17 protein-coding genes are annotated in these 24,442 nt (G+C 60.2%); all 17 read left to right on the top strand.

Annotation, left to right across the window (positions count from 1 at the left end; genetic code table 11):
- Window positions 1-17 precede the first annotated feature (17 nt).
- The 17 genes from flgH to pseC all read left to right on the top strand — a co-directional run bounded on the left by flgH (window position 18) and on the right by pseC (window position 24,423).
- The gene (gene flgH, locus HU743_RS02075; RefSeq protein ID WP_186550772.1) at window positions 18-713 is read left to right on the top strand and encodes a flagellar basal body L-ring protein FlgH; all 696 of its coding nucleotides are present in this window, start codon (window positions 18-20) and stop codon (window positions 711-713) included.
- A gap of 27 nt (window positions 714-740) precedes the next feature.
- Window positions 741-1,829, top strand: a complete 1,089-nt coding sequence (locus HU743_RS02070) for a flagellar basal body P-ring protein FlgI (protein WP_225922843.1) — start codon at window positions 741-743, stop codon at window positions 1,827-1,829.
- Between the two features lie 11 nt (window positions 1,830-1,840).
- On the top strand, window positions 1,841-3,145 hold the full coding sequence (gene flgJ, locus HU743_RS02065; protein WP_186646596.1) for a flagellar assembly peptidoglycan hydrolase FlgJ: 1,305 nt from the start codon (window positions 1,841-1,843) through the stop codon (window positions 3,143-3,145).
- A 25-nt stretch (window positions 3,146-3,170) separates the two neighbouring features.
- Window positions 3,171-5,216 carry a flagellar hook-associated protein FlgK gene (flgK, locus tag HU743_RS02060; RefSeq protein WP_186646593.1) on the top strand — a complete coding sequence of 682 codons (2,046 nt, stop codon included), beginning with the start codon at window positions 3,171-3,173 and terminating at the stop codon, window positions 5,214-5,216.
- Window positions 5,217-5,229: 13 nt separating this feature from the next.
- Window positions 5,230-6,798, top strand: a complete 1,569-nt coding sequence (locus HU743_RS02055) for a flagellar hook-associated protein 3 (RefSeq protein ID WP_186550764.1) — start codon at window positions 5,230-5,232, stop codon at window positions 6,796-6,798.
- Window positions 6,799-6,907: 109 nt separating this feature from the next.
- Window positions 6,908-10,501, top strand: a complete 3,594-nt coding sequence (locus HU743_RS02050) for a glycosyltransferase (protein WP_186646591.1) — start codon at window positions 6,908-6,910, stop codon at window positions 10,499-10,501.
- Between the two features lie 222 nt (window positions 10,502-10,723).
- Window positions 10,724-12,730, top strand: coding sequence for a calcium-binding protein (locus HU743_RS02045; RefSeq protein ID WP_186646589.1), 2,007 nt, complete (start codon window positions 10,724-10,726; stop codon window positions 12,728-12,730).
- Window positions 12,731-12,984: 254 nt separating this feature from the next.
- Window positions 12,985-13,758 carry a glucose-1-phosphate cytidylyltransferase gene (gene rfbF / locus HU743_RS02040; RefSeq protein ID WP_186646582.1) on the top strand — a complete coding sequence of 258 codons (774 nt, stop codon included), beginning with the start codon at window positions 12,985-12,987 and terminating at the stop codon, window positions 13,756-13,758.
- Window positions 13,740-14,822 (top strand): CDP-glucose 4,6-dehydratase, encoded by a 1,083-nt coding sequence (gene rfbG / locus HU743_RS02035; protein ID WP_186636566.1) that lies wholly within the window; start codon window positions 13,740-13,742, stop codon window positions 14,820-14,822. Before rfbF ends, rfbG begins: the two co-directional genes overlap by 19 nt.
- Window positions 14,819-15,379, top strand: coding sequence for a dTDP-4-dehydrorhamnose 3,5-epimerase family protein (gene rfbC, locus HU743_RS02030; protein WP_186646580.1), 561 nt, complete (start codon window positions 14,819-14,821; stop codon window positions 15,377-15,379). Before rfbG ends, rfbC begins: the two co-directional genes overlap by 4 nt.
- Entirely contained in the window at window positions 15,376-16,602 is a 1,227-nt protein-coding gene (locus HU743_RS02025; protein ID WP_186646578.1) for a class I SAM-dependent methyltransferase, read from the top strand. Before rfbC ends, HU743_RS02025 begins: the two co-directional genes overlap by 4 nt.
- On the top strand, window positions 16,599-17,450 hold the full coding sequence (locus HU743_RS02020) for an NAD-dependent epimerase/dehydratase family protein (protein WP_186646577.1): 852 nt from the start codon (window positions 16,599-16,601) through the stop codon (window positions 17,448-17,450). The genes HU743_RS02025 and HU743_RS02020 overlap by 4 nt, the downstream gene beginning before the upstream one ends.
- Complete coding sequence (locus HU743_RS02015; RefSeq protein WP_186646575.1) at window positions 17,447-18,517, top strand: class I SAM-dependent methyltransferase; 1,071 nt, start codon at window positions 17,447-17,449, stop codon at window positions 18,515-18,517. The genes HU743_RS02020 and HU743_RS02015 overlap by 4 nt, the downstream gene beginning before the upstream one ends.
- Before the next feature lie 17 nt (window positions 18,518-18,534).
- A complete protein-coding gene (locus HU743_RS02010) occupies window positions 18,535-19,272 on the top strand; it encodes a cephalosporin hydroxylase family protein (protein ID WP_186646573.1) in 738 nt (245 codons plus the stop codon).
- Window positions 19,273-19,326: 54 nt separating this feature from the next.
- A complete protein-coding gene (locus tag HU743_RS02005; protein ID WP_186646571.1) occupies window positions 19,327-22,239 on the top strand; it encodes a TIGR00180 family glycosyltransferase in 2,913 nt (970 codons plus the stop codon).
- A 28-nt stretch (window positions 22,240-22,267) separates the two neighbouring features.
- A complete protein-coding gene (pseB, locus tag HU743_RS02000) occupies window positions 22,268-23,269 on the top strand; it encodes a UDP-N-acetylglucosamine 4,6-dehydratase (inverting) (protein ID WP_186646569.1) in 1,002 nt (333 codons plus the stop codon).
- Window positions 23,266-24,423: a UDP-4-amino-4,6-dideoxy-N-acetyl-beta-L-altrosamine transaminase gene (gene pseC / locus HU743_RS01995; RefSeq protein WP_186646566.1), complete on the top strand. Its 1,158-nt coding sequence runs from the start codon at window positions 23,266-23,268 to the stop codon at window positions 24,421-24,423. The genes pseB and pseC overlap by 4 nt, the downstream gene beginning before the upstream one ends.
- Window positions 24,424-24,442: the final 19 nt, after the last annotated feature.

The following is a 24,442-nucleotide window of genomic DNA, read 5'->3' as shown; positions in this document are numbered from 1 at the left end:
CACCGTGAGGTAGGGTCATGAATCGCTTTGTATCTGTTCTGGCATTGAGTGGGGTCGTCTCGCTCGCGGGCTGCGTCGCTCCGACGCCCAAGCCCAATGACCCTTACTACGCGCCGGTGTTGCCGCGCACGCCGTTGCCTGCGGCGGCCAACAATGGCTCGATCTATCAGGCCGGCTTCGAGCAGAACCTGTACAGCGACCGCAAGGCGTTCCGCGTCGGTGACATCATCACCATCACCCTGAACGAGCGCACCCAGGCGAGCAAGAACGCCAACTCGCAGATGGACAAGAACAGCGATAACTCGGTCGGCCTGACCTCGCTGTTCGGCTCCAGCCTGACCACCAACAACCCGATTGGTGGCGGTGACTTGAGCCTGAACGCCGGCTATAGCGCCGACCGCTCGACCAAGGGCGACGCCAAGTCCGGACAGAGCAACAGCCTGACCGGTTCGATCACCGTGACCGTGGCTGACGTTTTGCCCAACGGCATCATCGCCGTGCGTGGCGAGAAGTGGTTGACGCTCAATACCGGTGACGAACTGGTGCGCATCGCCGGTCTGGTCCGCGCCGATGACATCGCCACCGACAACACCGTGTCGTCGACCCGTGTCGCCGATGCACGCATCACCTACTCGGGCACTGGCGCGTTTGCCGATGCGAGTCAGCCAGGCTGGTTCGACCGTTTCTTCCTCAGCCCGCTGTTCCCTTTCTAGGTGGCGACTTTGAATTTCAAGAGCCTTATGGTCGCTGCGCTGTTCCTGTCGGCGGCCTTCAACGCCCACGCCGAGCGGCTGAAAGACATTGCCAGCATTTCCGGCGTGCGCTCTAACCAGTTGATCGGCTACGGCCTGGTGGTCGGGCTTAACGGCACCGGTGACCAGACGACGCAGACCCCGTTCACCCTGCAGACCTTTAACAACATGCTCTCGCAGTTCGGCATCAAGGTGCCGCCGGGATCTGGCAACGTGCAATTGAAGAACGTCGCGGCGGTGTCGATCAGTGCCGATCTGCCGGCGTTCGCCAAGCCGGGTCAACAGGTCGATATCACTGTGTCCTCGATCGGTAACTCCAAGAGCCTGCGCGGCGGCACCCTGTTGCTGACCCCGCTCAAGGGCATCGACGGCAACGTCTATGCCGTGGCCCAGGGCAACCTGGTGGTCGGTGGTTTCGACGCTGAGGGCCGTGACGGTTCGAAGATCACGGTCAACGTCCCCTCGGCCGGTCGCATTCCCGGCGGTGCGTCGGTGGAGCGCTCGGTGCCGAGCGGTTTCAACCAGGGCAACAGCCTGACGCTGAACCTCAACCGTTCCGACTTCACCACCGCCAAACGTATCGTCGACAAGATCAACGACATGCTCGGCCCGGGTGTCGCGCAAGCCATCGACGGCGGTTCGATCCGCGTCACCGCACCGCTTGATCCGAGCCAGCGCGTCGACTACCTGTCGATCCTGGAAAACCTCGAAGTCGATCCGGGACAGGCGGTGGCGAAAGTCATCATCAACTCGCGCACCGGCACCATCGTCATCGGCCAGAACGTGAAAGTCTCGCCGGCCGCCGTCACCCACGGCAGCCTGACCGTGACCATCACCGAAGACCCGATTGTCAGCCAGCCGGGCCCGCTGTCCAACGGCCAGACTGCTGTCGTGCCGCGTTCGCGGGTGAATGCCGAACAGGAAGCCAAGCCGATGTTCAAGTTCGGCCCGGGCACCACGCTGGATGAAATCGTCCGGGCGGTGAACCAGGTCGGCGCAGCGCCAGGTGACTTGATGGCAATTCTCGAAGCACTGAAACAGGCCGGCGCGTTGCAAGCCGACCTGATCGTGATCTGAGGTCGCTCACCATGGATATACGTAAAAGCGGTCTGGTCAGCAGCAGCGATTCGGGGTCTTACTCGGACCTCAATCGTCTGAGCCAGCTCAAGGTCGGCGACAAGAACAGCGAAGCGAACATGCGCAAAGTGGCGCAGGAATTCGAATCGCTGTTCCTCGGTGAGATGCTCAAGTCGATGCGTTCGGCCACCGATGCGCTCGGTCAGGACAATCCGCTCAACACCCCGGCGGCCAAGCAGTATCAGGAAATGTACGACCAGCAACTGGCGGTTTCCATGTCCCGCGAGGGCGGTGGTATCGGCCTGGCCGACGTGCTGATGCGCCAGATGTCGAAGAACAAACCCATGGCGCCGGGTGAAGCCGCTGCCGCTTCTGCTGCCAAGCAGGAAGAAGCCAAAGCCAAGGCTGCGGCCGTGCCAACACCGATTGCCGCTGGCACCGTCGCCACCAACGGTCCGTTGTCGCGCCTCAATGGCGAACGTCCATTGTGGGCGTCACGCTCGGTGAATGCGCCGAACACCGATATTTCTCATCGCAATGATATGGCGCTGATCAATCAGCGGCGCCTGGCGCTGCCGCCGAAACTGGCCGATCGCTTGCTCGCCGGACTGGTGCCGTCGGCACCGACGACCGCCACCACGGCGCCGACCAACGCGCTGCCTTCGCGCGCAGCGACCAGTGCCGTAACCGGCACCGGACCGCTGTACAACGGCGACTGGCTGGCCCGCGCCGAAGAGCAGAAAGCTGCGGGCGGGCAGATGCAGGTTTATGGCCGCGCCATGGCGCAGATTCCGCTGGCGCCGGCGAAAAAGGCTTTCAGTTCCGCCGACCAATTCGTCAACACCATGCTGCCGATGGCCAAGGAAGCCGCCGAGCGTATCGGCGTCGATCCACGTTATCTGGTGGCCCAGGCCGCGCTGGAAACCGGCTGGGGCAAATCGGTCATGCGCGCCCAGGATGGCAGCAGCAGTCACAACCTGTTCGGCATCAAGGCCAGCAGCAACTGGAAGGGCGATTCGGCGCGGGCGATCACCAGTGAGTTCCGCAATGGCGCGATGGTCAAGGAGACGGCCGAGTTCCGTTCCTATGCCTCGTACAAGGACAGCTTCCACGATCTGGTGACGTTGTTGCAGAGCAACAATCGCTATCAAGAAGTGCTGAAGTCCGCCGATAACCCAGAACAGTTTGTACGCGAATTGCAAAAGGCCGGTTACGCGACCGACCCGAACTACGCGACGAAGATTTCGCAAATTGCCAAGCAGATGAACAGTTTTGAAAACTACGCTGCGGCGGGTGTCTCCACCACGCCTTTATAAGGCACCAGGTAATAAGGTCTGAACCATGAGTTTGCTCAATATCGGGATGTCGGGACTGTCGGCCAGCCAGTCCTCTCTGGCTACGACAGGCAACAACATTGCCAACGTCGACACCGCCGGTTATTCACGTCAGCAGACCGTACAGGGCACCAAAGCGTCGCAGCAGTACGGCACCGTTTTCATCGGTACGGGCACCACCCTGGCTGACGTGCGCCGGGTGTACAACTCGTATCTGGAAAGCCAGCTGCACACGGCGACCTCGCTCAACAGCGAAGCGGCGTCGTACCTGGCGCAGGCCACGCCGCTGGACGCCATATTGTCCGACACCAACACCGGCCTGACCGGTGTGCTGCAGAAATTCTTCACGTCGATGCAGGGCGTCTCGACGTCGGCCACCGATGACACGTCCCGTCAATCGGTGCTGACCGGTGCGCAGGCGCTGACCAGTCGTTTCAACACCCTCGCCAAACAGCTGAACGATCAGAACACCACGATCAATGGCAGCCTCGGCGACATGACCGCCCAGGTGAACAAGCTCGCCACTTCGATTGCCAACCTGAACCAGAAAATCGGCGAGATCTCCACCAGCGGTGGGGCGCCGAACGACCTGCTCGACAGTCGTAACGAAGCCGTGCGCCAGCTCTCGGAGCTGACCGGTGCCCAGGTCGTGGAGCGTGGCACCAGCTTCGACATTTATGTCGGCAGCGGTCAGCCGCTGGTCATCGGCAACACCACCAACAGCCTGAGCATGGTCGCCAGCAAAACCGATCCGTCGCGCATGTCGATCCAGATGGATCGCGGTTCGAGCACCATCGATATCACCTCGGTAATCAACGGTGGCGAAATCGGCGGTCTGCTGACCTATCGCAAGGAAGTCCTCGACCCGTCGCTCAATGAGCTGGGCCGTGTGGCCTTGGTGATTGCCGATCAGATCAACAGCCAGCAAGCCCAGGGCATCGACAAGAACGGTGACTTCGGCGCGGCGATTTTCAACAACATCAACAGTGCCGCGCTGATCAGTCAGCGCAGCATCGCCCAGGATGGCAACAGCGCCGGCTCCGGCAACCTCGATGTGACCATCAAGGACACCGGCAAGCTGACCACCAGCGATTATCAGGTCACGTTCACCAGCGCCACCGACTACACCGTCAAGCGCTCCGACGGCACCGATCTCGGCACTTTCAGCACCACGACCAATCCTCCGCCGGTGATCGACGGTTTCACCCTGGCCCTCAAGGGTGGCGCCTTGAGCGCCGGTGACACCTTCAAGGTCACTCCGACCCGCAATGCGGCCGCGAGCATCCAGACGGTACTCACCGATCCGAAGAAAATCGCTGCCGCAGGTCCGCTGACCGGTGTCGCCAGCGCCAATGGTCTGGGCACTTACACCCAGCCGACGCTCAGCGACAAGATCGACATCTACAACCCGACCGCCCAGGCTGACATGCAGGCGGCGCTGAAGAATTCGACGCCGGTCAAACTGGTCTTCGGCGCGGCCAGCGGCGGCAGCCAGTCGTACACCCTGGTCGACGCCAAGGGCGGGACGCTGGGCACCGGCACCATCGTGCCTGGCCAATCGAATACCCTGGACCTGAAAGTCGGCATCGTCGATGCCAACGGCAACCCGGTGCTGGACACCAGCGTCACGCCGAACGTGCAGAAAACCTTCAGCGTGCAGACCACCGTCGGCGGCACGCCGAAGACGGGCGAAACCTTCACCATGAACCTGACCGGCGCGGCGTCTTCGGACAACCGCAATGCCCAGGCGCTGGTCGGCCTGCAGACCAGGCAGACAGTCGATACCGGTTCGGCGAGCAAGGGCATCAGCCTGACCGACGCCTACAACAAATTGGTGACCAACGTCGGTACCAAGACCGCCCAAGGTAAATCCGACAGCGCTGCGACCACAGCGATTCTGGATAACGCCAAAGGCGCGCGCGATTCGTTGTCCGGGGTCAACCTGGATGAAGAAACCGGCAACCTGGTCAAATACCAGCAGTACTACACAGCGTCTTCGCAGATCATCAAAGCTGCGCAGGAAACTTTCGCCACGCTGATCAACAGCCTTTAAGGAGTCGTAATTCATGCGCATTTCCACCGCCCAGTATTACGGAACGCAAGCTTCGGACTATCAGCGTAACTTCAACAAGGCCGTTGCCACCGCCAGCGAGGCGAGCAGCCTGCAGCGTATCAACACCGCGGCGGATGATCCGATCGGTGCCGGGCGTTTGCTGCAGCTGGGTCAGCAGGCGGCGATGCTCGATCAGTACAAGACTAATGTCGATACGACCAAGAGTGCGTTGAACGTGCAGGAGTCCACTTTGGACTCGATCACCACCGCATTGGCGCGAGCCAAAGAGCTGGCCCTGGCTGCCAACAACGGCACGATCACCGACAAGGATCGCCAGGCTTACGCTTCGGAAATGGGCGAGATCCAGCAACAAGTGCTGGGCCTGATGAACGCCAAGGATGCCAATGGCAATTACCTGTTCTCAGGTTCTAAAACCGATACCGCGCCGTACTCGAAAAATGCCGACGGTACTTTCACTTACAACGGCGACCAGACCACCATCAATCTGGGCATTGGCGATGGCATGACCGTCGGCACCAATACCACCGGTTGGGATGCCTTCCAGCAGACCATCAATACCGGTCGCACCAACACCAAAATGACCGCTCCAGCTGTGGATGACGGGCGTGTCGTGCTGTCCAACGGCACTGTCGGCACTGCCGCCACTTATGATGCCAAGTTCACGGCCGGGCAGCCGTATACCATCGATTTCGTCAGCAGCACCCAACTTAAAATCACCGATGCGTTGGGCAACGATGTGACCGCCGAGGCCAGTCAGAACGGCCTGGTCAGCAACAGCAGCGGCGCCAACCAGACTGTCAGCTTCCGTGGCGTTGACCTTAAGTTGAACATCAACCTGAAGGCCGGTGACACCAACCCGGATGCGGTCATTGCCGGGCACAGCTTCCAGCTGTCGAGCACGCCTGACTCGTTCACCACCACGCGCAGCCCTGGCAATACCTCGGCCTCGGTAATTACCGGCTCGACCATTACTGACCAGGCCGCCTACACCGCAGCATTCCCGCAGGGTGGCGCAGTCCTCAAATTCACCAGCGCCACCGATTTCGATCTGTACGCAGCGCCGGTGACGGCTGACAGCAAGCCGGTGTCCTCGGGCACCGTGGTCGGTGGCAACGCGACCGCGGCGGGTGTGACCTTCGCGCTGGGCGGTACACCGGCGACTGGCGATCAGTTCTCGATCCAGCCGAACAATCACCAGACTCAAAACGTGCTCGACACGTTGGGCCAGATGATTACTGCATTGAACATCCCTGTCGATGGCGATCCGGTCGCCAAGCAGAAGCTGCAAGGCGCGATGGAGGCGGGTCTGGGCAACATCGACGCCGCCGCCAATCAGATCGGCGCCTCGGTCACCACCATTGGTGCCCGCGGCCAGGCGCTGGACATGCAGGCCACCACCAACGACAGCCTGAGCATGGCGAACACCACGACGCAAGGCTCGATCCGCGATTCCGACCCGGCCGAAGTCATGACCCGCCTGACCTTGCAACAAACCATGCTACAAGCCGCGCAACTGGCGTTCAGCAAGATCAGCCAGTTGGGTCTGTTCAATAAGATCTGACGGCGGGCGGGCGCATCAGCGCCCGTTTGCGCTGTCCCTCAGTTAATGTTTTTTCGCGGTAATCAGGGCTCGCTTTTCCGAGCGGGCTCGTACCGCCTGTGAGCCCGCCGTGAATTCACTTCCCCTCGTCAGCATTGCCATTCCTGCGTTCAATCCGCGTTTTTTCGAGCGGACGCTGAACAGTGCTGTCAGCCAGACTTACGCTTCACTCGAAATCATTGTTTGCGACGACAGTCGTGGCCATGAGATCGAAGCGATTGTCAGGGCTGTGGCCGAGCGTTCGGGCGTTGCCGTGCGATATGTGCGCAACCCGCGCACGCTGGGCATGGTCGGCAACCTCAAGGCATGTCTCGATCAGGCGCAGGGCGAGCTGGTCAAGTTCCTGTGTGACGACGACCACCTCTATGCCGCATGCATCGAGCAGCAGGCGCACGAGATGGTGCGTGACGAGGTCAGCCTCGTGCTGGCTCAGCGGCTGTTCTGGGACGCCGACGACATCATTCTGCCGGCGCGCCTGGAAAATACTTCGCTGTCACCTGCCAGCGGTCTGTTCAAGGGTGACGATCTGCTGGGCATCTTTGAAAAATTCCCGGTCAATGTGCTGGGTGGTTTCACCAACGCCCTGTTCCGTCGTGCGGACCTCGCCGAACTGTTGCCGGCGCTGACTCAGGACGGCCACTGCTTTGTCGCGACCCTGGATTTTGCGCTGTACGTCTGCCTGTTGCGGCGCGGCAACCTTGCCATGTTGAACACTGTGCTCAGTGCCGAGCGGCTTTATCCGGAGCGTTTGAGTGCACAGCAGCCGATGAAGGACGCGGTTGAGGTCGAACGTGAGTGGATTCTGCAAATGCTCAAGGCGCGCAGCGGTGAATCAGCGCCGGCGCCGGGCTGGGTTCGCTATGTCCCGCTGACCAAGGCTGACGAATCGCCGCGGGTCTGGGAGGAGCTACCGCTGAGCCGTACGCTGGGCACCAAGCAGAGTCGCCAGGAGTGGTGTGTCGGGATCGATAGCTGGAGCTTCGGCGAACTCTATGCGCACTGGCTGCAATGCCGCAGTCTCACCGAAGGGCAGCGCAAGTTGCTGCCGGAAACCCTCGCCGCCTGGCCGCACCAGCCGCGGATAGTGCCGATTATCATTGATGGCCAAGGCAGTCGCGATGGGGTCGAGCGCACGCTGGCGGCGCTTGCGGCGCAGGACTATGCGCCAGAACTGATTCTGGTGCTGTCCGCTGCCTGTAACGAGGCGACGCTGGATGGGCGGGTGTTCCGCATGCCACTGCAGGATAACGGGCTGGCGCAGATCAATGCATTATTGCCGCAGCTGGAAGGGGCCGACTGGTTCTACCTGTTGCAGGCCGGTGATCGCCCGGTGGTACCAGCGTTGCTGGTCATGGCTGACCGGATTGCGCATTCGTCATCGCTCAGTTGCGTGTACAGCGATGAAGGCAGTCTGCGCGATGGTGAATCAGCCGAGCCCGCTTTCAAACCGGATTTCAATCTTGATCTCATGCGCAGCTACCCGTATGTCGGGCGTGCCTTGGCGTTCAAGCGCGAACGCTTTCTGGCACTGGGTGGTTTCGACGCGACGTTTGCCGAGCTGGCACCTCATGACATGCTGTGGCGCATGGTTGAAAACGACGGTACGCAGGTGGTCGGGCATGTTGCTGAGGTACTGCTGGAGTCGCCATTTGATCTGTCGCGATGGTTAGCCGAGCCGGGCGTCATCGAACAAAACCCGCGTGTGCTGCAAGCGCATCTGCAACGCTTGGGGATTGAGCATGAAATCCGCCGTGGCAGTTGCGAATTGCTCAATCGTGTCGACTATCGGCATGCCCGGCGCCCGCTGGTGTCGATCATCGTTGTCACCCGGGATCAGACCGCCGCCTTGCAGCGCTGTGTCGAAACCGTGCTGGAAAAAACCGTTTACACCGAATACGAGCTGCTGCTGGTCGACAATGGCAGTGAAACCGCGGAGGCTCGAGCATGGCTGGACGGCATGGCGCAATTGGGTGGCGATCGGATCCGCGTAGTGAATTTCCCGCAGCGCGATAACATGGCGGCACTGCATAATTTTGCTGTGACCCAGGCCCGCGGCGAATATGTGCTGGTGCTCAATACGTTCGCGGTAATCACCCACGCTGACTGGCTGGACGAACTGCTCAATCATGCGCAGCGCCCGGAGGTTGGCGTGGTCGGCGCCAAATTGTTCAACCCGGATGGGTGTGTGCTGCACGCCGGCATGATTCTGGGGTTGCAAGGGGCGGTCGGGCTGCCATTTTACGGGCAATCGCTGCAATCGGACGGTTACATGTTCCGGCTGCAGGCGGCCCACGACTTGAGTGCTGTCGGCGGTGATTGTCTGATGGTGCGCAAGGCGGTTTTCGAGTCTGTTGCGGGACTCGACGAAAAGGATTTGAAACAGGCGCTGAACGTAGTGGATCTGTGCCTGCGCATCGGCCAGGAAGGTTACCTGGTAGTGTGGACGCCCTATGCTTTGCTGGCCCAGGGTGTACGACCGAGTGCCGAGGCGACAGCCGGGGAAGGCCAACAGCATTTACATGAGCAGGAGACCTTTTACAAGCGCTGGCTGCCGCGCATTGCCCGTGATCCGGCCTTCAATGTCAATCTGTCATTGCAGGGCGTCGGCGCGACAAGCTTCAGCCTTGAGCCGGGCCTGCGTACGGGATGGACCGCTTTTTCCAGGCCACAATTGCCCAATGTGCTCGCCGTGCCGATCAATGCCTCAGCGATTGGCCATTACCGTATGAGTCAACCGCTGATCGAACTGGAAGCGGCCAACAGGGCCGAAGGGTGCATTCGCTACGGCTTGCCGTCGATCATTGAAATCGAGCGTCAGGCGCCTGACGTCATTGTGTTGCAAGGGCGTTACTCGCAAGGCGCCATCGATGAAATTCCACCGCTGAAAAAGTTTTGCCACGCCCGGCGTATCTTTGAGCTGGACGACTATGTGATCGACGTGCCCCATCGCAACGCCCATATCCGCAACATGCCCAACAAGCAGGAGATGGAGCGCATGGTGCGCCAGGCGATCAGCTTGTGCGACCGCGTGGTGGTGTCGACTCAGCCGCTCGCCAATGCACTGTCCGACATGCACCACGACATCCGAGTGGTTCCGAACATGCTCGCGCAAAACCTCTGGACCGGCCTGCGCAGCCAGCGCCGTACTTCGAAAAAACCTCGCGTCGGTTGGGGAGGGGGGACCAGCCACCACGGCGACCTGGCGGTGATTGCTGATGTCGTGCGTGAGTTGGCCAATGAAGTCGACTGGGTGTTTTTCGGTATGTGCCCGGATGACCTGCGCCCCTACATGCATGAGTTCCACGGCGTGATTGCGCTGGACGTCTATCCAGCCAAACTGGCCAGCCTGGATCTCGATCTGGCCCTGGCACCGCTGGAGTTCCACATTTTCAATGACTGCAAGAGCAACCTGCGTTTGCTGGAATACGGCGCCTGCGGTTATCCGGTGATTTGCACCGACACCGAAGCCTATCAAGGCTACCTGCCGTGCACGCGGGTCGAGACCAATAGCACGGATGAGTGGCTGCAAGCGATTCGCATGCACCTGGCTGACCCGGACGCCAGCTATCGGATGGGCGATGAGTTGCGTGAAGTGGTGATGCGCGATTACGTGCTGCGCGGCGATAACCTGCGGTATTGGGAGAATGGCTGGTTGGCGAATTGACCCGCTGATCGATCCACAAGAAGGCGACCTCCGGGTTGCCTTTTTTTTGTCTGAAATAAGTATTCATTTTGAATTCGAAGGAATTTTTTCCCGCGGCTCAAGCTTTGTTTCCGACCTGTCGATATCTCTTTATTGGTTTGTTCAGTCGCTGGAGTGAGTCGCCTCGATGGACCTCTGTTCGTGCTGAAGCCCGGTTTCAACAACCACGCAAGGAAATAGCAAATGGCGGTAATAAACGGAACGAGTGAAGCGGAGTATCTATCCGGTACAGAGGGTGATGACGAGGTCTACGCTTTGGAATCGGACGACGTGATCTGGGGGACTGCAGGCACGGATCGGCTCGACGGTGGCGAGGGTTTTGACGCTGTTGACTACCGAGTGATGCCCGCTGGAATCAGTGTCGATTTGAGTGCAGCGCATTCGCTCGTGACCAAGGCGGACGGGTCCGTCGATACGTTGTTCGGCATTGAAAAAGTTATTGGCAGTGCCCTCGACGATACCCTCGCCAGCTCAGTCGCCGGTGTAACGCTGGAGGGCAGTAACGGTGATGATGTTTACATCGTTGCCAGCGCAGGTGTAACCATCGTTGAAGAAAGTTATGGTGGATATGACGAACTGCGCACCAGCGTTAACATCACCGGGATGGCTGACTTCCTGGAGAAGATGACCTTCACCGGCGCGGGGGATTTCAGCGGTTACGGCAATGACCAGAGCAACGTGATTGTCGGTGGCGCGGGCAATGACTGGCTGTGGGGCGGGGACGGCGGCGATCAATTCGTCGGTGGCGATGGTCTCGATACCGTCAGCTACACCGACAGTCTCACAGGCGTCAGTGTTGAGCTGTCGAGCACTTGGGGAGCAACGGGGATTGCCTTCGGCGACACCTACTCAAGTATCGAAGCTGTGCAGGGGTCGAATTTCGACGATGTGCTGTTTGCCGGTGAAAGTGCAATGGCCATGGATGGCGCCGATGGCTTTGACGCCGTCGACTACTCCCGTTCCAATGATGCGGTCAGTATCGAGTTGCGCGATGGCAAGGGTGTCGGCGTCGGCGGATACGCTGAGGGCGATACATTGCTGAACATTGAAAAAGTGGTCGGCACTATTCTTGTCGATCACTTCACTGGCAACTCTGGCGGTGTGACGTTTGAAGGTGGCAGAGGCGGCGACATCTACACAGTCAACAGCGCCGGTGTAACTATCATCGAGCATGAAGGGGATGAAGGTTACGACGAGCTATACACCAGCGCGTCAGTCATGAAGATGGATCCTTTCATCGAAAAAATGACTTACACCGGTACAGCCGATTTCACCGGTTACGGCAGTGTTGGCAACGACGTGATCGAAGGTGGTGTCGGCAATGATCTGTTTTACGGTGGCACGGGCTGGGATGTTTTTTTCGGGGGCGCCGGCGCTGACGTTGTGAGTTACAGCGACAGTGACGTCGGGGTCATCGCCGGGCTGTGGAGAATAGGCCAGAACGGCACGGCCGAAGGCGATATGTATTACGACATCGAAGGCTTGCGTGGCAGTCAGTTCAACGATGCCTTATATGGCGATAGCAGTAACAACGTTCTGGAGGGGGGTAACGGCGACGATATCCTCGAAGGGGGAGACGGGGCTGATTACCTTTTTGGCGGTCTGGCATCTGCCCTCTACAGTGACGTTGCGCAAGCCGACACGTTGCTGGGTGGCGATGGTGATGATGTCATCGTCAGTGCTGCCCATGATGTGGGAACGGTGGCCCACGGCGAGCAGGGCGAAGACACCATTACAGTCGATAGCGGCTCTGCGTTCGGCGGTGATGGTAATGACTTGCTCACGGGGACTGGCAGCGGTTACGTGTTGTCCGGTGATTTCGGCAATGACACGCTGATCCTCAATCTTGACGGTCGGACGATGTCAGCAGGTACGGCTTACGGCGGCAATGGCGACGACACTTACGTGGTGAACACCTCGGGCCTGGTGACCATTCAAGACCTGGGCTGGGACATCAATGACACCCTGATCCTTAACACGGTTGCCAATGCCAGCCAGCTCAACGTCACCCGCATCGGCGATGATGCGTATCTGCACAGCGCAAACGACGGCAGCACCGGCGTGCCGGATAACGGCGTGAAGCTGGTGGATTGGTACGCCGGGTTCAACAACATCGAGCACATTCAGACAGCCGACGGTCTGGTTTATGACCTGCCCACCAGCGGTGATGCGTTCGCCATGTTCGGCTAATCGCCAAACCTGTTGACGCAAGGCAAGAAAGGGCTGGATCCACGACTGGATTCAGCCCTTTTTTCATGCCTCATAACGTAGTTGACGCCGGGCTCATGGAGCTGGCGCGTTTCCTGCAAGTCCCTTGTAAATCGCCATAAAACGAGCGCCCGCGGTCACTGCACCCGCGCCCGGAACGGCAGAAGGTGTAGCCGCAAGGCCCGCAACGCTTAACAAAGCCATGCGCAGCCCGGTGAAGAACAAGAGGGGAGACGATGAAGGCAGTAATTTTGGCGGGTGGCCTCGGCACGCGCATCAGTGAAGAGTCGCACCTCAAGCCCAAGCCGATGATCGAGATCGGCGGCAAGCCAATTCTCTGGCACATCATGAAGCAGTATTCCGCCCATGGAATCCACGACTTCGTCATTTGCCTGGGCTACAAGGGGTATGCGATCAAGGACTTCTTCGCCAATTACTTCCTGCATACCTCTGACGTCACCTTCAACATGCGCGAAAACCGCATGGATGTGCACCAGAACTACAGCGAGCCGTGGAGCGTCACCCTGATCGACACCGGTGAGGAAACCATGACCGGCGGCCGTCTGTTGCGCGCCGGCCGGTACTTGCAGGATGAAGAGGCGTTCTGCTTCACCTACGGCGATGGCGTTTCCGATATCAACATTGCTCAACTGGTCGCCTATCACAAAGCTCACGGGCGTCTGGCGACCGTTACCGCTGTGCAGCCGCCGGGCCGTTACGGCGCCCTTGAGCGTCAAGGCGATCAAGTGCTGGGCTTCACCGAAAAACCCCGCGGCGATGGCGGCTGGATCAACGGCGGCTTCTTCGTGCTCTCGCCAAAGGTGTTGCCGTACATCGCCGATGACGCCACCACCTGGGAAGCCGAGCCGTTGGCGCGTCTGGCCGCGGACGAACAGTTGAAAGCCTTCGAACACGAAGGTTTCTGGCATCCGATGGACACCCTGCGTGACAAGAACCATCTCGAAGCGCTGTGGCAGAGCGGGGAGGCCCCATGGAAGCAATGGGCCTGAGTGCGGATTTCTGGCGCGGCAAACGCGTTCTCGTCACTGGACACACCGGTTTCAAAGGCAGCTGGCTGACCCTGTGGCTGCAAAGCCTTGGCGCGCAAGTCAGCGGTTTTTCCCTCGACCCGTCGACCGAACCGAGCCTGTTCCAACTGGCGCGGGTCAACGAGGGCATCAACGATCAGCGCGGCGATCTGCGTGACCTCGGCGCCTTGCTGGAAATCATCGCCGAGACCGAGCCGGAGATCGTTCTGCACCTGGCCGCCCAACCCTTGGTGCGTGAGGGCTATCGCGATCCGCTCGGTACGTACTCCAGCAACGTCATGGGCACGCTGAACCTGCTTGAGGCGATTCGTCAGGTCGGTGGTGTGCGCGCCTGCGTGCTCGTGACTACCGACAAGGTCTACGCCAACAAGGAATGGCTGTGGCCGTACCGCGAAGACGAAGCGCTCGGTGGTCATGATCCTTACAGCAGCAGCAAGGCTTGCTGCGAGCTGTTGGCGCAGTCCTATGCCGCTTCGTTCTTCCCGGCAGACAAGCACGCCGAACACGGGCTGGCCTTGGCCACCGCGCGTGCTGGCAACGTGCTGGGCGGCGGTGATTTTGCCCCGGAGCGCCTGATTCCCGACGTGCTCAAAGCCTGGAGTGCAGACGAGCCGGTGACCCTGCGTTACCCGCAAGCGGTGCGCCCATGGCAGCACGCCCTTGAACCGCTGGCCGGTTACCTGCAGTTGGCCGCAGGCCTTTATGAGCAAGGCCCGGAGTACGCCGGCGCGTGGAACTTCGGCCCGGGTGAAGCGGATATGTGCAGCGTCGGCGAAGTCGTCGAATTGCTCGCCAGCCGCTGGCCGCAGGCACGTGGTCTGCGCATCGAAAAAAGCGAACTGCATGAAGCCGGCCTGCTGCGTCTGGACAGCAGCCGCGCCCGCCAGTTGCTCGGCTGGCAGCCACGCTGGACCTTGCAGCAATGCCTGACGCAGACCCTCGACTGGCATCTGGCGTGGCAGAACGGCGATGACATGCGCAACGTCACCCTCGGCCAGCTGAAACTGTACCGAGGCGCGCTGTGAGCGAGCTCTCCCTTGAGGCGTTGCCACTGGCCGGGCTGTTCAACGTCCGGCATAAACGTTTCGAAGACCAGCGCGGGCATTTCGCCCGGCTGTTCTGCGAGGGCAGTCTGAGTGCATTCGGCAGCGAGTTTCATATCCGCCAGATCAACCATTCCTGCACGCGCGAGAAGGGCAGTGTGCGTGGGCTGCATTACCAGAATGCCAACGCCCCGGAAGCCAAACTGATCACCTGCCTGCGCGGCGAAGTCTGGGACGTGGCGGTGGATTTGCGCCCGGATTCAGAGACGTTTCTGCACTGGCATGCCGAGCATCTGAAGGCTGGGGATGGCCGCAGTCTGTTGATTCCTGCCGGTTTTGCCCATGGTTTTCAGACACTGACTGAAGACGCCGAACTGCTTTACCTGCACAGCGCCGATTACGCGCCGGAGCATGAGGGCGGGCTGTCGGTGAACGATCCGCGGCTGGCGATTGCCTGGCCGCTGCCTGTCAATAATTTGTCAGCGCGGGATTCCAGCCATCCCGCGCTCGATCAACACTTCGCTGGAGTGCGTCTATGAACTGCCGTGGGTGCGCCGCACCGCTGAGCTTGCCGCTGATCGACCTCGGCACTTCGCCGCCGTCCAACGCCTACGTGCATGCCGATCGTCTGGAGCAGGCCGAGCAATGGGTGCCGCTCAAAGTCGCCGTGTGCCAGCAATGCTGGCTGGTACAGACCGAGGACTACACCAGCGCCGATAGCCTGTTCGATGCCGAGTACGCCTATTTCAGTTCGTTTTCCAGCACTTGGCTGGCCCATGCTGAGCGCTACATTGCGGACATGGTCGAGCGCTTCGGCCTCAACGCCGACAGTCGCGTTGTCGAAGTCGCCGCCAACGACGGCTATTTGCTGCAATACGTGGCCGCTCGCGGCATCCCGTGCCTGGGCGTCGAGCCGACCCGCAGCACTGCGCAAGCAGCACGGGAAAAAGGTCTGGAGATTCGTGAGTTGTTTTTCGGCCGCAATACGGCCACGCAACTGCGCAGTGAAGGCTGGGCCGCTGACTTGATGGCCGCCAACAACGTGCTTGCACATGTGCCGGACATCAACGATTTCCTCGGCGGTTTTGCCACGCTGCTCAAGCCGAGCGGCGTTGCTACCTTCGAATTTCCGCAATTGCTGACGCTGATGGCCGGCGCACAGTTCGACACGCTGTATCACGAACACTATTCCTACCTGTCGCTGACCGCCGTGCAGACTTTGTGCGAGCGCAATGGCCTGGAAGTCTTCGACGTCAGCCAGTTGAGCACCCATGGTGGCTCGCTGAGGGTGTTTGTCCAGCGCAAGGACGGTGAGCGCCGTCCGGTACAGCCTGCGGTTTCTCGGCAGCTCCAGGCCGAATTCGATGCTGGAGTGAAAACCACCGGGTACTACGCGACCCTCGCTCCCGCCGCTGAGCGGATCAAGCATGACCTGCTGCGCTTCCTGTTGCAGGCCAAGGCTGACGGCAAACGGGTGGTCGGTTACGGCGCGGCAGCCAAGGGCAACACCTTGCTCAACTACGCCGGGGTCAAACCGGACCTGCTCGCATGGGTGGCCGATGCCAACCCGCACAAGCAGGGCAAGTTTTTGCCTGGCAGCCGCATTCCGATCGTGGCGCCGGCGCAGATCGATATCGAAAAACCGGATTACGTGCTGGTACTGCCGTGGAACCTGCTGCACGAAGTCAGTCAGCAATTGGCGCAAGTGCGTCAGTGGGACGGGCGCTTCGTCATTGCAGTGCCTGAGTTGAAAGTGCTGTGAAGGTTCTGGTCACGGGCGCCACGGGGTTTGTCGGTCGGCATCTGGTTGCCGCGTTGCTGGCACGCGGCTGCGAAGTGCGCGCGGTGGCGCGTAATGCGCAAACCGCGCAAGGCATGCCGTGGATTAACGACGTCGAGTTCATTGCCGCAGATATTCATGCTGCCGATCTTGATGTCGACGCGTTGACCGCTGGCATCGAAGCCTTGGCGCATCTGGCCTGGCCGGGTTTGCCGAACTATCGGGCGCTGTTCCATTTCGAGCACAACCTGATGGCCGATTATCGCTTTATCAAAAGCGCGGTCGAGGCCGGCGTAAAGCAGGTTCTGGTGACCGGCACCTGCTTCGAATATGGCATGCAAAGCGGCCCGCTCAGTGAAACAACCGAGCCACGCCCGAGTAATCCGTACGGTCTGGCGAAACATACGCTGCACCTGTTTCTGCAGAATCTGCAGCAGGAACGGCCGTTCACCCTGCAATGGGCGCGGTTGTTCTATTTGCACGGCGAAGGACAGAACCCCAACAGCCTGCTCGCGGCACTGGACCGGGCGATCGATGCCGCTGAGCCGTCATTCAACATGTCGGCCGGAGAGCAATTGCGTGATTTTCTGCCGATCGAAAAGGCAGCCGGTTACCTCGCTGCAATCGTGCAAAAACAGCATTTCAGCGGCGTAATCAACTGCGCCAGCGGCCATGCGGTTTCGGTGCGCGCGCTGGTTGAGCAGCGTCTACGCGAACGCGACGCGACGATCGAATTGAATCTTGGTCATTACCCTTATCCGAGCCACGAACCGCTGGCGTTCTGGGCGGTGACCGAGCGCTTGCAACAGTTACTGGGAGAGCCGCAATGAGGCACGAGTTGTATCGGGTCGCCGACCTGCCGGTGTTGCAGAATCGCACCTTTGCCGACGCGGATTCGGCGCAGGCGTCGGCGAGTGCCGACATGCTGTTGGTGCAGGACGCGCACAGCGGCCTGATCTTCAATGCCGCGTTCGATGCCGACAAGCTCAACTACGACGCCGATTACCAGAACGAGCAGGCGCATTCCGGCCAGTTCCAGAAGCACTTGAATGACGTCGAAGGCATTATCGCCAGGCACTTCAAGGGCCAGGAACTGATCGAGGTCGGTTGCGGCAAGGGCTATTTTCTCGAGCTGCTCAAGGGCCTGGGCTATTCGATCACCGGCATTGACCCTGCTTACGAAGGCGAGAGCGCCGACGTGATCAAGGCACCGTTCACCCGTGGCCTGGGGCTGGCTGCCGATGCCATTGTTCTGCGCCATGTGCTGGAGCATATCCAGGACCCGGTGAGCTTCCTCGCCGTGATCGCCGAGGCCAATCAAGGCGGGCAGATCTACATCGAGGTGCCGTGCTTCGACTGGATTCTCGAACACAAGGCCTGGTTCGACCTGTTCTATGAGCACGTCAATTACTTCCGCCTCGATGACCTGCGCCGTCTGTTCGGCAGCGTGCACGAGGCTGGTCATCTGTTTGGCGGCCAATACCTGTACATCGTCGCTGACCTGGCAACCTTGCGCCTGACTCCGCAGCAAACGGTGCCGCGCCTGACGTTGCCGGACGGCTTCACCGCCAGCCTCGACCGCGCGGTGCAGATCATTCAGTCCGCCCCCGAGCAGGGTTCGGCGATCTGGGGCGCCTCGTCCAAAGGCGTGATCTACTCGCTGTTCCTGCAACGCGCCGGTGTCGCAGTCGATCGCGTGGTCGATATCAACCCGGCCAAGCAGGGGCGATATCTGCCGTTGAGCGGTGCGCGGGTGTCATCGCCGCAGGAGGCGATGGACGCGCTGCCTGAAGGCGCCAATCTGTTTGTAATGAATTCCAATTACCTCGAAGAGATCAAGCGGATGACCGGTGGACGCTACGTCTATCACGCCGTCGACAGCGCTTCGTTCCAGTGACCCTTGAGATGACCAACATGACCGACAACAGCATCAACCAGGCTTTCGAAGCCGAGTGCCGCGAGCAGATCGCCCAACAAGGTGACGATCAGAAACTGACCGGCCTGGCCCGGGATTTCTTCAACGAATCGGCCAAACACAAATACAGCTACCACTTCTCGTGGATGGGCCGTCCGATCATTCAGCTGCCACAAGACATGATGGCGATGCAGGAGATCATCTGGCAGGTTAAACCGGACCTGGTCATCGAATGCGGCATCGCCCACGGCGGTTCGATTATTTACTACGCCTCGTTGCTGGAGCTGCAAGGCCACGGCGAAGTGCTGGGCATCGATCTTGACATTCGCCCGCACAACCGCGAAGCGATTGAAAGCCACCCGATGGCCAAGCGCATCAAGATGATCGAAGGTTCGAGCATCGACGCCGACATTGCCGCTCAGGTGCAGGCCGCGGCCAAAGGCAAGAAAGTCATTTTGGTCCTCGACTCCAATCACACTCACGATCACGTGTTGGAAGAGCTGCGTCTGTACGCACCGCTGGTGTCGGTGGGCAGCTATTGCGTAGTGATGGACACCGTGGTCGAAGACATGCCGGCCGATTTCTTCCCGGATCGTCCGTGGGGCCCGGGCGACAACCCGAAAACCGCCGTCTGGAAATACCTGGAAGAGAACCAGGATTTTGAAATCGACCAGCAGTTGCAGAACAAACTGCTGATCACCGTGGCGCCGGACGGTTATCTGCGTCGCGTCCGTTAATTCGCAACATTACTCAGCGTTGTTTCGGCGAGTCGCCGGTTGTGGAGAGAAGTTATGCAAGGCAAGTACAGTTCTGAACTGGCGCTACCGCTCAACGAGCTGTTGACCGTAGTGCTGATTACGCACAATCGGCCGGCGTTCCTGCGCCGGGCGGTGAAGTACTACAGCAGTCTGCCCTGCAAAATCATGGTGCTGGACTCCACGCCGGAACGTCCGGAAGGCGATTTTTCCGCTGTCGATTATCATCATGTTCCGCAGTTCGCGTACTGGGGCATGCAGGCCAAACTGGCTTATGGCGTCGAGCAACTGACCACGCCGTACATGGTTTTGGCGGCTGATGATGACTTCATCCTGCACGACTCACTGACCGAATCGGTCGGTTTCCTGCAAGCCAACCCGGATTACGGCATGTGCCACGGCTATTGCCTGATGTACCTGGCGCTGGCTGGTGGCGTCAGCTACTACCGCCGCGACAAGAAGGTCCAGGAAGACTATTGCTCCGAACAGGCTGAGGAGCGGGTCATCGATTACATGAGCCAGTACATTCCGCCGTTCTATGCGGTGACCCGGACTGACTTGATGAAGACCTGGCACTCGGCGTTGCCGCCAGGCACCAGCTTCCAGTGGCAGGAAATCGGCCATGTGTATTTCCTGCTCGCCAGTGCCAAGGCGCGGATTCTGCCGATGCCTTATGTGGTGCGGGAGATCAACTACGGAGCATCCGAACACAGCACCGAGGTGTATCACTCGCTGACCTACGTCGATGCCAAGTCACTGGCCGAGCGCGAAGCATTCGCACAGTTCCTCGCGGGGCTGCCGACCCAGATCAAGGGGCTCGACGCCGAGCAGGGCAAGGCGCTTGCCTTGCGAAGTTTCGAAGCGATGGTCGACAGTCTGCAGTCGGGCCGGGCGCTGACCGCGGAACTGATCATTCAGTCCACCTGGAATCAGGAACTCAAACATCCGGATCGTCGCTTCGGACCGTTGCAATACGTGGAAATGCCGTTTTACAACGAGGCGTTCTTCGACCGCCTCGCGCAGTTCGAATTCATGCTGCACGCCATGCCGGCGGGGCGCATTCAGCTCGAAGGTCTGGAGGGCATCTGGACCCGTCAGGCGCACTTGCTGCAAGCACGCAACAACGACACGCCGGAAAGTGTGCTCGACCGTCTGTGGCAGGCCCATGATCTCAACGCGTTCAACCGTACCGTGGTCAAACGGCTGGTGGCGCAACTCACGTCAATGGGGCAAGCCGAAGAGGCGCAAGCCATACAGGCATGGATCGAGCGCCTCGAAGCGTTGACCGTCGATGACCATCATGCGGTGATGGACAGGATGCAGTCCGGTCGCCTGCTCAAATGGCTGGCCGCACGCGAGCCGGGCAACCAGGTCGAGGCGATCAACCAACATCTGGCGGAGAATGGCGGTGGCCCGCAGTTCGGAATTTTCCTGCTGGATCTGGACGACAACATCGATAAGTTGCAGGTCTCGCTCGACAGCTTGCTGGAAGGGCCATGCAAGGCTTTCCGGATTGTCGTGTTCACCACCGGCGAAGCGCCAGCCGCAACCACGGCGCAGAACATCCTGCACTTTGTCCGCGTGACGCCGGACAATCTGGTCGACAAGCTCAATCAAAGCGCGCGTCAATCGCCATGCGACTGGCTGCTGCTGGCTGAGGCTGGCGATGAGTTCACCGCCAGCGGCCTGTTGCGTGCGAGTCTGGAGCTCATGAACGCTGGCGATTGCCGCGCGGTGTCCACGGACGAAATCCAGCGCCAGCAAAACGGGGCGCTGACCGACGTGTTCCGTCCCGGCTTCAACCTTGACCTGCTGCTGAGCCTGCCAACGCTGATGGCGCGGCACTGGCTGGTGCGTCGCGATGCGCTGGTGGAGATCGGCGGCTACCGCGCGGACTTCAATCAGGCACTGGAATTCGATGTGCTGTTGCGCCTCATCGAAGAACACGGCCTCAACAGCCTGGCGCACCTCGACGAGCCGCTGCTGATTACCCAGACGCCAGAGCTGGTTGAAAATCCTGACGAGCGTCTGGCGCTGCTGCGGCATCTGGGCAATCGCGGCTACAAGGCCAAAGTGACGTCGGCGGTTCCCGGCGTTTACCAGATCGACTACCACCACAGTGATCGTCCGCTGGTGTCGATCATTATTCCGGCCGGCAACGATCTGGCGGTGCTGCAACGTTGCCTTGAAGGCGTGTTGCTGCGTACCCGTTATCATCACTATGAAGTGCTGATCGCCACTGCTGCGGATCAGACGGCTGAGGTCAATGACTGGCTCGGCACCTATCGGCACTCAAAAGTCCAGGTGCTGCGCACTGATCGGACGTTGGGCGAAACGGCTTTATTCAACGCGGCCAGTCGTCAGGCGCAGGGCGAGTACCTGGTGCTGCTTGCCGCCGACGCTGAAGTGGTCAATCCGAACTGGCTGGACTCTTTGCTCAACCATGCCCTGCGTCCGGAAGTCGGCGTGGTGGGTCCAAAACTGATCGACCGTGATCGCAAAATCAGCCAGGCGGGCTTGATCCTGGGCATGAACGGCGGGGTCGGTTCGGCCTTTGTCGGCGAGAAGCATGATGCCGATGGTTACCTGCATCGCCTGGCGGTGGAGCAGAACTACTCGGCGGTATCGAGCGTGTGCCTGATGGTCCGCAAAGAGCTGTACGACGCACTTGGCGGTCTGGACGAGAGCACTTTTGCCGAGGGCTTCAGCGATGTCGATTTGTGTCTGAGCGCTGGGCAGGCTGGCTATCTCACCGTGTGGACGCCAGCGGTGCAAGTCATTCACAAGGGTGGAATGCCTGACGCGTCGCACGCCTTGGCGGCGTTGCGAAAAAAATGGGCGGCGGCATTCGTTCAGGATCAGGCCTATAACGCGAACCTGAGCCTGAACGGTAACGGTTTTGTGCTCGATGACAGCGCTTCACTGGACTGGGCAAAGTTGCTCGCTTAAGCCTGGCGACAGGGACGGGATTCAAAAAATGTTCAACGGTAAATCGATTTTCATCTCCGGCGGCACCGGCTCGTTCGGGCGCAATTTCATCCGTCGCTTGCTGGAGCAATACCAGCCCAAGCGCGTGGTGGTGTTCTCCCGAGACGAGCTGAAGCAGTACGAAATGCAGCAAACGTTCAACGCGCCGTGCATGCGTTATTTCATCGGTGATGTGCGTGATGCCGATCGCTTGCGTCAGGCCATGCGCGGTATCGATTACGTGGTGCATGCCGCTGCGCTCAAGCAAGTGCCGGCGGCGGAATACAACCCCACCGAATGCATCCGCACCAACGTCAACGGTGCGGAAAACATCATCGCCGCCGCTATCGACAACGGTGTGAAAAAAGTCGTGGCCTTGTCCACCGACAAGGCCGCCAGCCCGATCAATCTGTACGGCGCGACCAAGTTGCTCTCGGACAAACTGTTCGTTGCGGCCAACAACATTGCCGGCGAGCAGCAGACCCGGTTTGCCGTGGTGCGCTACGGCAATGTCGCCGGCTCGCGTGGTTCTGTGGTGCCGTTTTTCAGCAAGCTGATCGCCGACGGCGCGCAAGAGCTGCCGATCACCGACGAACGCATGACGCGGTTCTGGATCACTCTGGATCACGGCGTGCAGTTCGTGCTCGACAGCTTTGCGCGGATGCACGGCGGCGAAGTGTTTGTGCCGAAGATTCCGTCGATCCGCATTGTCGATCTGGCGCGCGGCATGGCTGAACATCTGCCGCACAAAAACGTCGGCATTCGTCCCGGCGAAAAGCTGCATGAGCTGATGGTGCCGCTGGACGATGCGCGGATGACCCTCGAGTTTGACGACCACTACACCATTCAGCCGTCGATTCGCTTTACCAGCGTCGATGTCGATTTTGCTGTCGACAAACTCGGTGAACGTGGTCGTGCGGTGAGCGAAGATTTCGAATATCGCTCCGACACCAATCCGCATTTTCTTTCGGTGGGGCAGATCGCCGATCTTCATGCGAAGCTCTCGGTATGATTCCCTACGGTCGGCAAAGCCTCGATCAGGCGGACATCGACGCGGTGGTCGAGGTGCTGCAATCGGACTGGCTGACCCAAGGGCCGACCATCGAGCGTTTCGAGCAGGCGATGGCCGAGCGCTGTCAGGCCGATTTTGCCGTGGCGGTGTGCAATGCCACGGCGGCATTGCACATTGCCTGTCTGGCTGCGGGCCTGGGGCCGGGCGATCGTTTGTGGACTTCGCCGAATACGTTTCTCGCCTCGGCCAATTGCGGGCGCTATTGCGGCGCTGACGTTGATTTCGTCGACATCGATCCGTTGACCTGGAACCTCGACGCCTACGCTCTCCAGGCCAGGCTCGAACAGGCCGAGCGCGACGGCACGCTGCCTAAAGTCCTCGTCGCGGTGGCGTTTTCCGGGCAGAGCTGTGACCTGCGCAAGATTGCCGAACTGGCCGAGCGCTACAACTTCACAGTGATCGAAGATGCCTCGCACGCGGTGGGCGCGAGCTACGCCGGGCGCCCGGTCGGCTGCGGCGAATTTGCGGCGATGACGGTGTTCAGTTTTCATCCGGTGAAAATCATCACCAGCGCCGAGGGCGGCATGGTCCTGACCAATCGCCCGGCGCTGGCCGAGCGTCTGCGACGCCTGCGCAGCCACGGCATGACCCGCGATCCGCAACAGATGACCGAGCCCAGCCACGGATCGTGGTATTACCAACAGATCGAGCTGGGTTTCAATTACCGGATCACCGATTTGCAAGCGGCGTTGGGCTTGTCACAACTGAGCAAGCTGGACGATTTCATCGGCCGGCGCCGCGAACTGGCGGCGCGTTACGATCAGTTGCTGGCGTACTTGCCGCTGACCTTGCCAAGCGCACAACCAGAGGCCGAGTCGGCGTGGCATCTGTACGTGGTGCGCGTGCAGGCCGAGCGCTGCAACCTCAGTCATCGTCAGGTGTTCGAAGGTTTGCGCAGCGCCGGCGTGGGCGTCAATCTGCACTACATTCCCGTGCACTTGCAGCCTTACTATCGTGATCTGGGGTTTGCTGAAGGCGATTTCCCCGAGGCCGAGCGCTATTACGCCGAAGCGATCAGTTTGCCGCTGTACCCGTTGCTCAGTGATGAGCAGCAGGATCATGTAGTCGAGCAACTGCGTCGACTGACCGAATGACCACCGCTGCGGCGATGAA

Origin of the sequence: Pseudomonas sp. SWRI99, from assembly GCF_014270125.1 — a bacterium.
Classification (GTDB): domain Bacteria; phylum Pseudomonadota; class Gammaproteobacteria; order Pseudomonadales; family Pseudomonadaceae; genus Aquipseudomonas; species Aquipseudomonas hamedanensis.
This window is presented reverse-complemented; position numbering and strand designations above follow the sequence as displayed.